Source organism: Kribbella sp. NPDC051586, from assembly GCF_044453965.1.
Taxonomy (GTDB): Bacteria; Actinomycetota; Actinomycetes; order Propionibacteriales; family Kribbellaceae; genus Kribbella.
The window spans coordinates 1640193-1653856 of sequence record NZ_JBITDF010000003.1 but is presented as its reverse complement, the minus strand read 5'-3'; the positions used below and the strand labels follow the sequence as shown (position 1 = coordinate 1653856).

The window sequence follows — 13664 nt, the reverse complement described above, 5'->3', positions numbered from 1 at the left end:
GTCCGATGCCGGACGAACTTCTGCGCCCGACGATCGGCGCGGGTGTGGACATGTCCGTGCGCCCGTGGCGGCTGATGTCGCAGGCGTACGTGGCCTTCTTCGGCGGGGTGATCGCGTCCACGGTCATTGCCTTCCTCAACTCGGGCCGGCTCGGCGTCGACGCGGGCAAGCGCCGGCTCATCCTGCTGACCGGACTCGTCGGCCTGGTCGCGGTCGTCGTGCTGTTCGCCGTGCTCGGCGGGGACGCCCTGCAGGTGAGCTCGCGGGTGGTTGCCGTGCTCTGCTTCATGGTCCAGCTCCGGCTGCAGCAGCCGATGGACCGCGCGTTCCAGCTCCGTGGCTCGGACTACGGCCGGTTGTGGCGCATGGGGATCCCTGTGACGATCGGTGGCGCTGTCGTCGAGTTCCTGATCCTGCTGCTGGTGACGGTGATCAAGTGAACGACCCGACGGAATCGCGCCTGCGGATGGCAGCTCATTGGCTGCGGATCGGCCACCCCGACCGCACCCTCGACGAGCTCCAGGGGCTCAGTGGCGACGCCGCGGTCACCTACCGCACGTACCTTCTGCGCGGTGCCGCCCTGCACGCCCTCGACCGGAACGCCGAGGCAGTCGACGTACTGCGTGACGGCCTCGCGCAGCACGGCCCGATGCCGGCGATGCTCCACGTGCTCGGGTCGGCTCTGCGTTCCGAGGGCCGCCTGCCCGAGGCCGAGGCCACATTCCTCCAAGGTCTGAGTGTCGACCCGAACGAACCCGACCTGCTGCTCGGCTACGCGCGCGTCTGTCTGGCGGCCGGACAGGCCCAGAAGGCCGGCGCCCTGGTCGAGCGTGCGGCGTCGCACGCGCCGGAGAGCGTTGCTGTCTCGGCTGCTCGTGCGCAGGTGGCGTTTGCGCTCGGCAAGGACCGCGACATGCACCGCCACAGCACGGAAGCCTTGGCGCACGACCCCGAGGACCCGAACGCGCGGGCCCTGCACGGTACGGCGTCGATGCTGACCGGCGACTCGCGCTCCGGTTACACGTCCCTCGCTTCGGCAGCGGCGGCCCAGCCCGGTGACGCGGACCTGCGGGACGCGGCCCGCCAGGCGAAGCTGTTCAACCATCCGCTGATGCTTCCGCTGCGCCCGTTCGCCCGGGTCAATCCGCTGGTCGTCTGGATCTGCGTGGTCGCGGTCATCTACGGCCTCCGAGCCGTCGGTCTCGCGCCGTTGTCGTTCGTGTTCGCCATGGTCTGGCTGGCGTTCTGCGTGTATTCGTGGGTGGTCCCCCCGCTGGTCCGCCGCTGGATCAACAGGAGATGGGGCTGATGAGCAACAACGACCGGATCGGCGCGCTGCGCAAGGCTGTCGAGGCCAGCCCGGACGACGTCATGCTTCGGCTGCTGCTCGCCGAGTCGCTGGCGACAGCCGGTGAGAGCGAGGAGGCGCTCGACCAGTACGTCGTGCTGCTCGACCATCAAGGGCTGCCGGACGACCAGTTCGTGCCGGTCGGCGAGCTGGCCGCGGCGAACGGGCGGCTCGCCCTCCTGCGGAACCTGCTCGAAGCAGCCCGCCAGCAAGGTGTCGTCGAGGGGACGGGACGCCTGCAGCAGCTCGTCGACGGCATGATCGCCGAGCGCAGCGGCGTACGGATCAAGGTCGGTCCCGAGGCGGAGGCGGACCCGCTGAGCACCGAAGCGATGAAGGAGACGACCACCTTCGACCAGGTGGGCGGGATGGAAGAGATCAAGCGGGTGATCCACCGGATGGTGATCCTCCCGCTGAGCCGGCCGGAGTTGTACGAGAAGTACGGACGCAAGTCCGGTGGCGGCGTGATGCTCTATGGTCCGCCCGGCTGCGGCAAGACGCTGCTGGCGAGGGCGACCGCGGGGGAGTGCGGTCTGCCGTTCGTCAACGTTCGGATCGAGGACGTGATGGATCCGTACCTCGGGGTGTCGGAGCGCAATCTGCACGCTGCCTTCGAGCGTGCTCGCGCCAACGGGCCGTGCGTGCTGTTCCTCGACGAGCTGGACGCGCTGGCGTTCGCCCGGCACAAGCACGGCGGGTCCGAGGCGCGACGGCTGGTCGACGTACTGCTGCAGGAGCTCGACGCGATCGGCTCCGAGAACGACGGCCTCCTGGTGCTGGCGGCGACGAACGCGCCGTGGGACGTGGATGAGGCGATGCTCCGCCCGGGCCGCTTCGACCGGGTGATCTTCGTGCCGCCGCCGGACGAGCCGGCCCGCGCGGACATCCTGGCCGTGCTGACCAAGGACGTCCCGGCCGACGGGCTCGATCTCAAGGCGCTCGCCGGGCAGACGCCGATGTTCAGCGGCGCGGACCTGCGTGCGCTGATCGAGCGCGGCGTGGACAAGGTCATCGACGAGGCGCTGTCCAGCGGTGGCGAGCCGCCGCTCGACATGCGGCACCTGACCGAGGCGCTCACCGCGGTGAAGCCGTCGACGCTCGACTGGCTGCACCGCGTCCGCTCGTACATCGAGTTCGCCAACCAGAGCGAGCGCTACGACGATGTGGCGGCGTACCTCAAGTCCCGCGACGTACGCCGCCGCCTCAAGCCCTAAAGCCCTAGCTCACTTCAGTTTGGACGCGGCCGACTCCGGCATCGCCTCGTACCGGGAGAACTGACGGCTGAAGGTGGCCGCGCCGTGGGACAGCGAGCGGAGATCGATGGTGTAGCGGGTGATCTCCACCTGCGGTACTTCGGCCTTCACCAGCGTCCTGTCGTCGCCGACCTTGTCCGTGCCGAGCAGCCGCCCGCGCCGCCCGGACAGGTCGCTCATCACCGCGCCGACCAGATCGTCCGGCACGAGCACCGACACCAGGTCCACCGGCTCGAGCAGGTTCACCTTCGTCGCCGCGGCGGCCTCGCGAAGTGCCAGCCCGCCGGCCATCTGGAACGCCATGTCCGACGAGTCGACGCTGTGAGACTTCCCGTCGAGCAACGTGACGCGGATGTTCACCATCGGATACCCGGCGGAGACACCCTTCTCCATCTGCGCCCGCACGCCCTTCTCGACGCTGGGGATGAACTGCCGCGGCACCGCCCCGCCGACCACCTTGTCGACGAACTCGAAGTCTGCGCCCTGCGGCAGCGGCTCCACCTCGATGTCGCAGACGGCGTACTGACCGTGGCCGCCGGACTGCTTCACATGCCGTCCGTGGCCCTTCGCCTTCCCGCCGAAGGTCTCCCGCAGCGGCACCCGCAACTCCACGGTGTCGACGGTCACGCCGTACCGGCTGGACAGAGCGTCCAGTACGACGTCGGAGTGCGCCTCGCCCATGCACCACAGGACGATCTGGTGGGTCTCCGGGTTCTGCTCGATCCGCAGCGTCGGATCCTCTGCCGCGAGGCGCTGCAACCCGACACCGAGCTTGTCCTCGTCGGTCTTCGCGTGCGCCTGGACGGCGATCGGCAGCAACGGCTCGGGCATGTTCCACGGCTTCAGCAGCAGCGGCTCCGCCTTGTCGGACAGCGTGTCACCGGTCTCCGCCCGGGTCAGCCGGCCGATCGCGCACATGTCGCCGGCGACCACCGTCCCGGCCGGGCGCTGGGTCTTGCCGAGCGGGAACGACAGCGCGCCGATCCGCTCGTCCTCGTCGTGGTCCTCATGAGAATTGTGTTCACCGAAGAAAGACGTGAAATGGCCCGACACGTGAACCGTCGCGTCGGGCCTGATGGTGCCGGAGAACACCCGCACCAGGCTGACCCTGCCGACGTAGGGGTCCGACGTCGTCTTCACCACCTCGGCGAGCAGCGGCCCGTCGGGGTCGCAGGCCAGTCCCTTGCGGGCGACACCGTGCGGGTTGAACACGTCGGGGATGGTGTGCTCGGGTGGCGACGGGAAGCCGCTGGTGATCACCTCGAGCAGCTCGAACGTGCCGATCCCGGAGGCGCTGCAGACCGGAACGACCGGGAAGAACGAGCCGCGGGCGACGGCGCGCTCGAGGTCCTCGATCAGCACCTTCTGGTCGATCTCCTCGCCGCCGAGGTAGCGGTCCATCAGCGATTCGTCCTCGGACTCCTCGATGATCCCCTCGATCAGCGTGCCGCGCAGTTCCTCGATCTCGTCGGCGTACGCCGCGTCCGGCGCCGAGGTCGAGCGTTTGCCCCCGGCGTACCCGAAGTACGACTGGGAGAGCAGCCCGATCAGCCCGTCGCCGGCGGGCAGGTAGAGCGGGAGGACCTTGTCGCCGAACGCGGCCTGCGCGGTGGCGAGCGCGTTCTGGTAGTTGGCCCGGGCGTGGTCGAGCTTGGTGATCACGACGGCCCGCGGCATCCCGACCTCGGCGCATTCCTGCCAGGCGGCCTTGGTCGGCTCGTCGACGCCCTCACTGGCGGAGATGACGAACAGCGCGCAGTCGGCCGCACGCAGTCCGGCCCGCAGCTCACCGACGAAATCGGCGTACCCCGGGGTGTCGATCAGGTTGACCTTCACGCCGTCGTGCGGCAGCGAGGCGAGCGACAGGCCAACCGAGCGCTGCTGCCGGACCTCGGCGTCGTCGTAGTCGCACACCGTGGTTCCGTCCAGGACGGTGCCGGGTCTGTTCAGGACTCCGGAGGCCACCAGCAGGGCCTCGACGAGGGTGGTCTTGCCGGAGCCCGACGGGCCGACCAGGACCACGTTGCGGATGGCGGCCGGGCTGTCCACAGCGGGCGCGGCTCCGGTGCCTTGGGAAGCATTCGTCTTGTCTGCCATGACGTTCCTCCTGGTCCACCCACGATTCCCCTAACCGACACTTCGCACAAGAGTCTTCAGGTCGCGGATTCGTGTCCGCCTCCCACCGCCGGACCCTTGCGCTCTGTAGTGTCGCCGCCATGTTTAGAGCGCGTCTCCCGATTCCATGCCGTAGCGAGCAGGTGCTCGGGGTCGTCATCACCATGCTGGTCGCCGTTCTGGCACTGGCCGGATTCGCCGTTCCGGCCAATGCCGGGATGGCCGACGCGGGTGACGAGATCAGGAACTTCAAGATCGACTACACCGTCACGGCTGACGGCGTTCTGCAGGTGAAGGAGACGATCGACTACGTCTTCGGGAGCACCGGCCGGCACGGCATCTACCGGGATCTGGTCACCCGCGAGCCGTACAAGGACGACGACTCCAAGGACCAGGAGTATCAGGTCTCGAACATCAAGGTCGACTCGCCGACGCCCGGGGTCAGTTCCGAGTTCTCCGTGGACACGTTCACGGAGAACAAGGAGCGCAACGAGAACACCCAGATCAAGATCGGCTCGGCGAGCAGCACGGTCCCCGGCGACGAGGCGACGTACGTGATCTCGTACGACGTCCGCGGCGCGCTGCGGCACTTCGCCGACCACAGCGAGCTGTACTGGGACGCCACCGGCAGCGCCTGGTCGGCCGTGATCGACCAGGTCACGGTCAATGTCACCGTCCCGCAGGGCGTGACCCAGGTCGACTGCTTCGCCGGCGAGGCCGGCTCGACGCAGACCTGTCCGCAGAAGTCGCTCGTCGGTCAGCAGGGCGTGTTCGGCGCGTCCCAGCTCGACCGGGGACAGCAGCTCACGATCGTCGCCGGCATCACCGCGGGCGCCGTCCAGAACGACACACCGATCCTGGTCGACCCGCCGAACTGGCTGGAGCGCAACGGCCTGTCATGGCTCTCGCTCATCGGCGCCGGCCTGGTCACCGCGATCGCGATCGTCCTCGCCGCCAGCTACGCGAAGTTCGGCAACAAGGACCAGCGGTACGCCGGGATGCCGCCGGGGACGTTCCCGCCGGACGGGGTCGCGGCCGAGCCGGTGAAGGACGACCTCAGCAAGGACCAGTTGCCGGTCGCGTTCTCGCCGCCGAGGATCCCGGTCGCCGAGGGCGGTCTGCTGATCGACGCGAAGGCCACGACGGTGGAGACGGCCGCGACGCTGATCGACATGGCGGTGCGCGGCGGCGTACGGATCGACAACACCGGTGACTCGCAGAAGGCCGTCCTGCTCAACCCCGCCGTCGCGACCGCCCCGCACGAGCAGGCACTGATGTCCGGCCTGTTCCCGACGCTGCAGCCGGGGTCGGAGGTGCTGCTCCGCCGCGGCGCGGTCGGGGACAACACCATGCGGCACGCGCACAACGAGATGATCAGGGCGCTGCGCGAGCAGGTGAAGCAGCGCGGGTGGTACCTGCGGATGCCGCGTGCCGGCGGCGGATCGCCGTTCCGGAGCGGCTTCGGTTGCGCCTGCATGGCGATGATCGGGATCTGGGTGGTCGGCGCGGGCTTCGCCGGGACGATCACCGCCGCGGCGACCGGCGGCGCGGGCCGGGCGGTGGTGATCGCGATCCCGGTGATCGCGGTGATCGTTGCCATCGGCATCTGGATCGGGATCCGCGGCCGCGGCCAGCGGAACCCGGCCGGCCGGGCGGTGACCGACCAGCTGGCCGGCTTCGAGAAGTACCTGGCGACGGCCGAGGCGGACCAGCTGCGGTTCGAGGAGGGCGAGGACATCTTCTCGAAGTACTTGCCCTGGGCCATCGCCTTCGGGATCGCGGATCGCTGGCAGCGGGTGTGCGAGCAACTGGTCGCCGCGGGGCGCATCACCCCTGACCCGGTCTGGTACTACGGCCCGTCCTACTACACCTCCGGCTGGACCGCGGGCGCGGTCAGCTCGACCGTCGCCAGCACCTTCGACCCGCCGCCCACCCCGTCCAGCTCGGGCGGGGGAGGCGGCAGCTCGTCAGGCTTCAGTGGCGGGTCCTCCGGCGGTGGAGGCGGCGGCGGGGGCGGCGGCAGCTGGTAGCGCGCCCTGGCCCCCCGGGTCTGACGGTGCCGGCTGCCGGCCGGTCAGACCTTTCCGCCGGCGGCCAGGGGAGCCGTGGGGTCGCTGTCGGTGACGCCGACAACCTCGCGGGCCAGGAAGTCCTCGAGGTGGAAGAGGTTGTCGCCGGCGCGGTTGGCCACGTTGACGAGGGTCTTCATCGCGGCGACCTCCTCGACCTGCTCCTTGAGGAACCACTGCATGAACTGCTCGCCGATGTAGTCGCTCTCGTCGCGCGCGGTCCGGGCCAGCGTCTCGATCTGCTTGGTGACGGTGATCTCCTGCGCCAGCGCGAGCTCGAGCGGCTCGAGCGCGGTCGTGAAGTCGGACTCGACCTCGCCCACCGACGGGATCTGCGGCCGGATGTCCTTGTCCAGCAGGTACTGGACCATCATCATCGCGTGATTGCGCTCTTCCAGTGACTGCTTGTAGAAGTGCCCGGCCAGCTGGGGCAGATCCTGGTCGTCGTACCAGACAGCCACTGCCACATACTGCTGTGACGCCGTGAATTCGTTCCGGATCTGCTCCTGCAGGAGTTTTTCGTACGTGCTCATGGCGTCAATGTAGTGGCCACCGACCGATTACACACGCTTGGTGAGCCTGACCTGAGCGATTGGACGTCGTCCCAGTTCGACCACCTCGACGCCACCGCCGGGCAGGCCGACCCGCACCGTTGTCCCGTCCACGGTCACATCGATGCCCTCGGCAAGTGCTCCCGGCCGCAACGCGTCCCGCGTCAGCAGTACGGCGTTCACCAGCACCAACGGCTCGCCGCGATGCGGTGCGGTCAGGTACGGCGTGGCCGAGTGCGCGCCGAACGGATTCACGCCCAGCCCGCGATGTACGCCCGCCCCGTCGTACCCGTGCAGGCCGACCACCGCCGACACCAACCCGTCGTCGTTCCGCGCCGACGCCGCCCGGTCCCTGACGGTTGCCGACGGCAATGACTCGCCGGCGACCGCGAACCCGCCGCTGCGCACGGATGCCCCGGCCGGTCCCTCGACCAGCGCACACCGGATCTCCCATCCGCTGTGCACCACGGAGGTGACCTCGATCGCCCACGGACCCTCGGATCCGAGCCACGCCTTGTGCCACGAGGATGCCGTGTGTTCGTCCACCCCGAGCCGCCGGATCCGCCCGCGCCCGCTGGCGACACCGTCAGGGGAGACGAGCGAGATCAGGTTGTCGACGTGCGGCTCGTGGTCGGACAGGTCGGGGCCCGCGTGGTTCGCGTACGCCAGCCGGTTGTAGTGCGGATCGCCCGCCGGCTCCGCACCCTCGGGCTCAGCCACCGGCGCGTGGTCGGCGCCGTGGTTCACCAATTGCACGACCTGGTCGTGCCGGCTCGCGTGCAGGATCCACCCCGGCTTCGGCATCGCCCGCAGTTGATCGGCGTCGTCGAGCGGGATCGAGTCCTCCGGCTCCGCCCACACCGGGTGCTCCGGCGGCAGGATCAGCCCGACGAACCCCTTCGAGGCCCAGTACGGCGATCCAGGTCCGGAGTACTGCTGCGTCGTCGGGAGGAACGTGTCGTACCAGCCGAGCGTCAGCACGCCACGCTCGTCCGGCACGCCGTGCTGGACGAAGTGCCGAGCGATGCCCGAGCACAGCCGCCGCGTCTGCCCGGGCGTCAACGGAGTCGAGTCCAACAGTGCGCCCATCCAGTACGGCGCTGCCGCGGCCATGCGGTAGGTCAGCGACCGCCCCTGGTAGACCGGCGCACCGCCGTTCCCGACGAGGTACACCGCGTCCTCCAGGAACAGCTTGATCCGCTCGCGGTACAGCTTCAGCCGGTCCTCGTACTGCGCACCCGGCGTCGCCGCGGCCATCCGCGCCCACAGCCCCGGGTAGAGGTGCATCGCCCAGCCGATGTAGTTGTCGAAGTTCTGCCCGTCGCCGTCGGAGTACCACCCGTCGCCGACGTACCAGTCCTCGATCCGGTCGAGCCCGCCGTCGATGTCGTCCTGCGAGTACGGCGCTCCGACCGACGCCAGGAACTGCTCGCTCACGACCTGGAACAGCCGCCAGTTGTTGTCGTGCGTCGTGGACCCGTTGAACCCGCCGAGCCACTCCGCCACGTGCTCCTGCGCACGCGCGTCGAGCCGGTCCCAGATCCATTCGCGGGTCTCGTGCAGCGACACCGCGATCGCCGCGGCCTCGACCATCTGCTGCGACCTCGGCGTGAGCCGCAGCCACGCCTCAGGGTGGTCCGGGTTCGCCCCGTTCGCGACGCCCCGCGCGTACCGCTCGATCAGGTCCTCGCAGCCCTTGCCCTGGACGCCGGCGATCCGGAACGCGGCCAGCATGAACGATCGGGCGAAGCCTTCCAACGCGTCCGACGCCGTACCCGATCGGCTCGGCCGCCCGGGCAGCTCGACCAGGGACGCACCGGGGGAGAAGTACGGCACGAGCGAGTCGAGCAGGTGATCCGCCAGCGCCTCCCAGTGCGCCCGGCTCCACCCGGTCTGGCGGGACAGGACGCGGTCGGTGTCGGGCAGTACGAGGCGACTCATGCGAGCCTTCCGAGTTCGGTGGCGGTGACGGCGTGTTGGAGGAGCTGACCGGTTGCGAGACGTTCGAGCTCGCTGACGGCCAGTTCGCCGAGGCGGGCGATCTCGTTGCCGACGGCACCGGCTACGTGCGGGGTGACGAAGACGTTGGGCAGGTCGAGCAACGGCGAGTCCGGCGGCAGCGGCTCGGGATCGGTGACGTCGAGGACGGCGTCGATCCGGCCGGACACGCACTCGTTCAGCAGCGCGTCGGCGTCGATGATCTGGCCGCGGGCGGTGTTGATCAGCACCGCGCCGTCCTTCAGCAGCCCGAGCAGCCGTCCGTCCACCAGCCCGACCGTCTCGGGGATCAGCGGCGCGTGCACGCTGAGGATGTCGCTGCGCTCGAACAGCGCGTCGTTGCCGACCAGTTCGGCGCCGAGCGCCGCCGCCTCGTCCGCGGTCAGGTACGGGTCGCTGATCAGGACCTCCAGATCGAACCCGCGCAGCCGCTCCGCGACCATCTTCGCGATCCGTGACGCGCCGAGCAGGCCGACCGTCGTACCGTAACTGCCCGGCATCCCGTGCGGGTCCGCCTTGCGCCGTTCGGTCCGGTACTGCGCCGCGAGCCGGAACGCGCGCTTGCCGCCGAGCACGATCGCGGCGACCGTGAACTCGGCGACCGGCTGCGCGTTCGCGGTGGCCGCCGACGACACCTGGATGCCGCGGTCGAACGCGACCGGGTCGACGATCGCCTTCACCGAGCCGGCCGCGTGCAGGATCGCCTGCAGCTTCGGCGCCTCGTCCAGCACCTCCGGCCCGATCCGCGGGCAGCCCCAGCCGGTGAGCAGTACGTCGACGTCCGGGAGGGCAGCCCGCACGGCGGGGTCGGCGAGGAAGCTCGTCCCGGGGCCGACCGGGAGCACGGTGGCGATCGCCTCGAGCCGCTGCCGGACCCGCGGCACGAGGACGCGGGCCATGGCGTCGTCGTGCATCGCCAGCATGACGGTCAGGGCGGAATCTGGTTCGCTCACGACGACCAACCTAGCAAGCGCTTTCCCAACTGTCTCGCCGACCGCCGGGTCGTGGAACATCCTGAATCTTCGCCGCAGCCGGAATTTGTGCCCCGAGTGACGGCGTTGGACTCGGTGAACGGCAGGATAGAGGGGCTCAACCCGCCCTGTTGACGACCGCGTGAAGGAGAACGACGATGCTGCGACCGGACGACCTCTACGAGATCGTCGACGAGTCGGTGGCTACCGGCCCGGCGGCGACGCCGAAGGTCATGGTGCACTCGCTGGACGGGTTCATGGACGCGGGCCAGGCCGGGCGGGTCACCGCCGACCACCTGCTCGAGGTGCTCGACCACCGGCTGCTGGCGCGGTTCGACGTCGATCTGCTGCACGACTACCGGGCCCGGCGGCCTGAGGTGACGTTCGCCGAGGACCGGTTCACCGACTACACCCCGCCGCACCTGAGCCTGCACGTGGTGACCGACGACGCGGGTGTCGAGTTCCTGCTGCTCGAGGGCGTCGAGCCGGACAACCACTGGGACCGGTTCGCCGGGGCAATCCGCCAGTTGATCGAGCGGTACAACGTGACGCTCACGATCGGCGTACACGGCATCCCGATGGGCGTGCCGCACACCCGGCCGCTCGGCCTGACCGCGCACGCGACCCGGCCCGAGCTCGTCACCCGGTCGAACATCTGGGACGGCGAGATGGTGCTGCCCGCGAGCGCCGGCACGATGTTGCAGGTGCGGCTCGGTGAAGCAGGCAAGGACGCGATGGGCTTCGCCGTACACGTCCCGCACTACCTGGCCGAGAATCGCTTCCCCGGCGCCGCGCTGGCCCTGGTGCACGCGATCTCCGCTGCGACGGGCCTGCTCCTCCCTAGCAAGGCCCTGCTCGACGAGGCCGCCGTCACCGGTCGGCTGGTCGACGAGCAGGTAGAGGCCTCCGACGACGCGAGCGCGGTGGTCAAGGCGCTCGAAACGCAGTACGACGCCGCCGAGGGCTCGCTCAGCCGCAAGAGCCTGCTGGCCGACTCCACGCCGTCCGCCGACGAGCTGGGCGCCGAGGTGGAGCAGTTCCTCGCCGAGCTGAACCGCGAGGACAACGACTAGGTTGTGACGGCCGCGGGCACGCCTGTCAGGATGAGGCATGCCTGAGTCGCTGGAGGATCTGGTCGAGCTGCTCGACCTGGAGATGATCGACGTCGACCTGTTCCGGGGCCGTCAGCCCCAGACCTCGATGCAACGGGTGTTCGGCGGCCAGGTGCTGGGGCAGGCGCTGGCCGCTGCGAGCCGGACGGTCGACCCCGAGCGTGTCGTGCATTCGCTGCACGGGTACTTCCTGCGCGCCGGCGACACGTCCGTACCGATCGTGTACCGCCCGGAACCGACCCGCGACGGCGGCTCGTTCAGCAGCCGGCGGGTGGTGGCGTCGCAGAACGGCAAGCCGATCTTCTACATGTCCGCGTCGTTCCAGCGCCCGGAGCCCGGCCTCGATCACCAGGACCCGATGCCGGACGACGTCGTACCGCCGGAGGAGGCGCCGCGTCTCGCGACCGTCCTCGAGGCGCGCTCGGGCCGGCCCGCCGCGGACTGGGATCGCGAGTGGGCGGCGCTCGACGTACGCCTTGCCGGGCTGACCGGTCGCCAGTTCTGGATCCGTGCCGCCGGCAAGCTTCCCGACGATCCCGCGCTGCACGCGTGCGTGCTCGCCTATGCCAGCGACCTCACCCTGCTCGGCGCCAGTCTCCTCCCGCACGGCATCGTCATCGGCGACCGCCGCATCCAGCCGGCATCGCTCGACCACGCGCTCTGGTTCCACCGCCCGTTCCGCGCCGACGAATGGCTCCTCTACGACCAGTCGTCCCCGTCAGCCTCCGGTGCCCGCGGCTTCGCCACCGGCCGCCTCTACACCCAGACCGGCAACCTGATCGCATCGGTTGCCCAAGAAGGTCTGATCCGCCCGGTCGGCCTGGACCTCTGAGCTACCTGGCCTGTACGGCGAGGGCGATGGCGTCGGCGACCTGGGTCGGGTGGGGGATCGGAAGGCCAGTGGCGACACGGATGGCTGGTGGGCCGGGGCGGGTCCAGCTCGCGCTGGAGCCGGCGACGGCGATTCCGTGGGAGGCGAGGACGAGTAGTGCCTCGTGCTCGCTCCGGACCGGCACCCAGACCGCCATTCCATCGACGCCGTGCGCCTCGACGCCGCGGTCGGCCAGGAGCTTGATCAGGTGCTCTCGCCGTTCTCGGTACGTCGTGCGTGCAGCGGCGACCGTGCTCATCGAGGCCTCGTCCTCCAGGAGCCAGGCGAGCGCGTTCTGCAGCACGCGACTGGTCCAGCCTGAGCCGAACTGACGGTAGACGCGCACGCGCTCGATCGGCTCCGCGGCGCCGGCCATCACGCCGAGCCGTAGATCGGGGGAGTGTGACTTGGAATAGCTGCGGACCAGCACGCTCTGCTCGAGCAGCACCTCGGCGACGCCGTGGTACTCGAAGGCGCTCAGGTCGCCGAGTCCGTCGTCCTCGATGACGAGCGTGTCCGTCCCGGCCAGCAAGGCCGCCAGCTCGTCGCGCCGTGACGGCGTCACCGAGGCGCCGAGACGTGAGCTGCTCCGCGGCTCGTACACGAACGCGACCGGGTCGTGCCCGAGCGCGTCGCGCAAGGACGCCGGGATCGGGCCTTCGGAGTCGGTCGCGACCGGGACGGCCCGCGCGCCGACGTTGTCGAGGATGTCCAGCAGCCGTGGAGTCGCGGGATCCTCGATGGCCACGTGCTCGCCGGGCACGACGGTCGTACGCATCAGCAGAAGCAAGCCCTCGTAGCCGCCGTTCGCGCACATCCAGTGGTCGGTCTTGAAGGGCCAGGTGCGTTCGACGGCGGCGCGGAGCGGGCCGCTGATCGAGACGACCTCGTACGAGTGGACGTCGGGGTCACTCAACGCCTGGACGAACGCACGCTCCAGCTTCGGCAACAGGGCAGGATCCGGGACTGCACGGGTGAGGTTGAGAGTCTGATCCGGCCAGAGGCGGGAGATGTTCTCGTAGCGGGCCGGGCGGGGGACTGCGAGCCCGCCGAGCACCCATGTGCCCTGCCGTCCGCCGCCGGCCACCACACGTTGCTTACGCAGCGTCGCCCAGGCCGCGGACACGGTCGCCGGGCTGACGTCGAGCCGGGGCGCCAGCGCGCGGACGGTCGGCAGCCTGGTCTGTGGGGCGAGGTCACCGTGCCGGACCAGCCGGGAGATCGCCGCCGCGATCCCGGCCGCGCTCGCCTCGGTGATCTGCTCGGCCAGCCAGGCGGAGGAGACCGTCGGCCCGTCCTGCGGTGGTACGTCGTCTGCCATCGCGAGCCTCTCGGTTTTTGATCAGTAACATTCTGAATCTATGTTCAACACGTTG

At 69.8% G+C, this 13664-nt stretch carries 11 protein-coding genes; 6 read left to right on the top strand and 5 right to left on the bottom strand.

The features are described from left to right. Positions 1-5: 5 nt before the first annotated feature. Genes ACIA58_RS26540 through ACIA58_RS26530 form a run of 3 tightly spaced genes read left to right on the top strand, consistent with a single transcriptional unit; the run spans position 6 to position 2562 of the window. Entirely contained in the window at positions 6-440 is a 435-nt protein-coding gene (locus tag ACIA58_RS26540; protein WP_396406463.1) for a hypothetical protein, read from the top strand. After that, on the top strand, positions 437-1309 hold the full coding sequence (locus tag ACIA58_RS26535) for a tetratricopeptide repeat protein (protein ID WP_396406462.1): 873 nt from the start codon (positions 437-439) through the stop codon (positions 1307-1309). The genes ACIA58_RS26540 and ACIA58_RS26535 overlap by 4 nt, the downstream gene beginning before the upstream one ends. Then, positions 1309-2562 carry a tetratricopeptide repeat protein gene (locus ACIA58_RS26530; RefSeq protein WP_396406461.1) on the top strand — a complete coding sequence of 418 codons (1254 nt, stop codon included), beginning with the start codon at positions 1309-1311 and terminating at the stop codon, positions 2560-2562. The genes ACIA58_RS26535 and ACIA58_RS26530 overlap by 1 nt, the downstream gene beginning before the upstream one ends. Positions 2563-2571: 9 nt before the next feature. Here the strand turns inward: ACIA58_RS26530 and ACIA58_RS26525 are convergent, their stop codons facing one another. Next, on the bottom strand, positions 2572-4698 hold the full coding sequence (locus ACIA58_RS26525; protein ID WP_396406460.1) for an elongation factor G-like protein EF-G2: 2127 nt from the start codon (positions 4696-4698) through the stop codon (positions 2572-2574). Positions 4699-4817: 119 nt separating this feature from the next. Between ACIA58_RS26525 and ACIA58_RS26520 the strand changes: the two genes are divergently transcribed. Then, positions 4818-6746, top strand: a complete 1929-nt coding sequence (locus ACIA58_RS26520; RefSeq protein WP_396406459.1) for a DUF2207 domain-containing protein — start codon at positions 4818-4820, stop codon at positions 6744-6746. A 44-nt stretch (positions 6747-6790) separates the two neighbouring features. Here the strand turns inward: ACIA58_RS26520 and ACIA58_RS26515 are convergent, their stop codons facing one another. From ACIA58_RS26515 to ACIA58_RS26505, 3 genes are read right to left on the bottom strand one after another with little or no spacing between them, the layout of a single operon-like run. Continuing rightward, entirely contained in the window at positions 6791-7318 is a 528-nt protein-coding gene (locus tag ACIA58_RS26515) for a ferritin (protein ID WP_396406458.1), read from the bottom strand. Positions 7319-7345: 27 nt separating this feature from the next. Then, positions 7346-9277: a DUF2264 domain-containing protein gene (locus ACIA58_RS26510; RefSeq protein ID WP_396406457.1), complete on the bottom strand. Its 1932-nt coding sequence runs from the start codon at positions 9275-9277 to the stop codon at positions 7346-7348. Continuing rightward, the gene (locus ACIA58_RS26505; RefSeq protein WP_396406456.1) at positions 9274-10287 is read right to left on the bottom strand and encodes a hydroxyacid dehydrogenase; all 1014 of its coding nucleotides are present in this window, start codon (positions 10285-10287) and stop codon (positions 9274-9276) included. Before ACIA58_RS26505 ends, ACIA58_RS26510 begins: the two co-directional genes overlap by 4 nt. A 176-nt stretch (positions 10288-10463) precedes the next feature. On the opposite strand from ACIA58_RS26505, the gene ACIA58_RS26500 reads away from it, so the two are divergent. Continuing rightward, complete coding sequence (locus tag ACIA58_RS26500; protein WP_396406455.1) at positions 10464-11378, top strand: proteasome assembly chaperone family protein; 915 nt, start codon at positions 10464-10466, stop codon at positions 11376-11378. 37 nt (positions 11379-11415) lie between these two features. After that, entirely contained in the window at positions 11416-12249 is an 834-nt protein-coding gene (locus ACIA58_RS26495) for an acyl-CoA thioesterase (RefSeq protein WP_396406454.1), read from the top strand. 1 nt (position 12250) lies between these two features. On the opposite strand, the gene ACIA58_RS26490 is transcribed toward ACIA58_RS26495, so the two are convergent. Beyond that, positions 12251-13609 carry an aminotransferase class I/II-fold pyridoxal phosphate-dependent enzyme gene (locus tag ACIA58_RS26490; protein WP_396406453.1) on the bottom strand — a complete coding sequence of 453 codons (1359 nt, stop codon included), beginning with the start codon at positions 13607-13609 and terminating at the stop codon, positions 12251-12253. Positions 13610-13664: the final 55 nt, after the last annotated feature.

What these genes read in the sequence shown, in the direction of transcription:
- ACIA58_RS26515 (WP_396406458.1), bottom strand. Translation starts at nt 7,318, where the DNA reads ATGAGCACGTACGAAAAACTCCTGCAGGAGCAGATCCGGAACGAATTC.
- ACIA58_RS26500 (WP_396406455.1), top strand. Translation starts at nt 10,464, where the DNA reads ATGCTGCGACCGGACGACCTCTACGAGATCGTCGACGAGTCGGTGGCT.
- ACIA58_RS26530 (WP_396406461.1), top strand. Translation starts at nt 1,309, where the DNA reads ATGAGCAACAACGACCGGATCGGCGCGCTGCGCAAGGCTGTCGAGGCC.
- ACIA58_RS26495 (WP_396406454.1), top strand. Translation starts at nt 11,416, where the DNA reads ATGCCTGAGTCGCTGGAGGATCTGGTCGAGCTGCTCGACCTGGAGATG.
- ACIA58_RS26540 (WP_396406463.1), top strand. Translation starts at nt 6, where the DNA reads ATGCCGGACGAACTTCTGCGCCCGACGATCGGCGCGGGTGTGGACATG.
- ACIA58_RS26490 (WP_396406453.1), bottom strand. Translation starts at nt 13,609, where the DNA reads ATGGCAGACGACGTACCACCGCAGGACGGGCCGACGGTCTCCTCCGCC.
- ACIA58_RS26510 (WP_396406457.1), bottom strand. Translation starts at nt 9,277, where the DNA reads ATGAGTCGCCTCGTACTGCCCGACACCGACCGCGTCCTGTCCCGCCAG.
- ACIA58_RS26520 (WP_396406459.1), top strand. Translation starts at nt 4,818, where the DNA reads ATGTTTAGAGCGCGTCTCCCGATTCCATGCCGTAGCGAGCAGGTGCTC.
- ACIA58_RS26525 (WP_396406460.1), bottom strand. Translation starts at nt 4,698, where the DNA reads ATGGCAGACAAGACGAATGCTTCCCAAGGCACCGGAGCCGCGCCCGCT.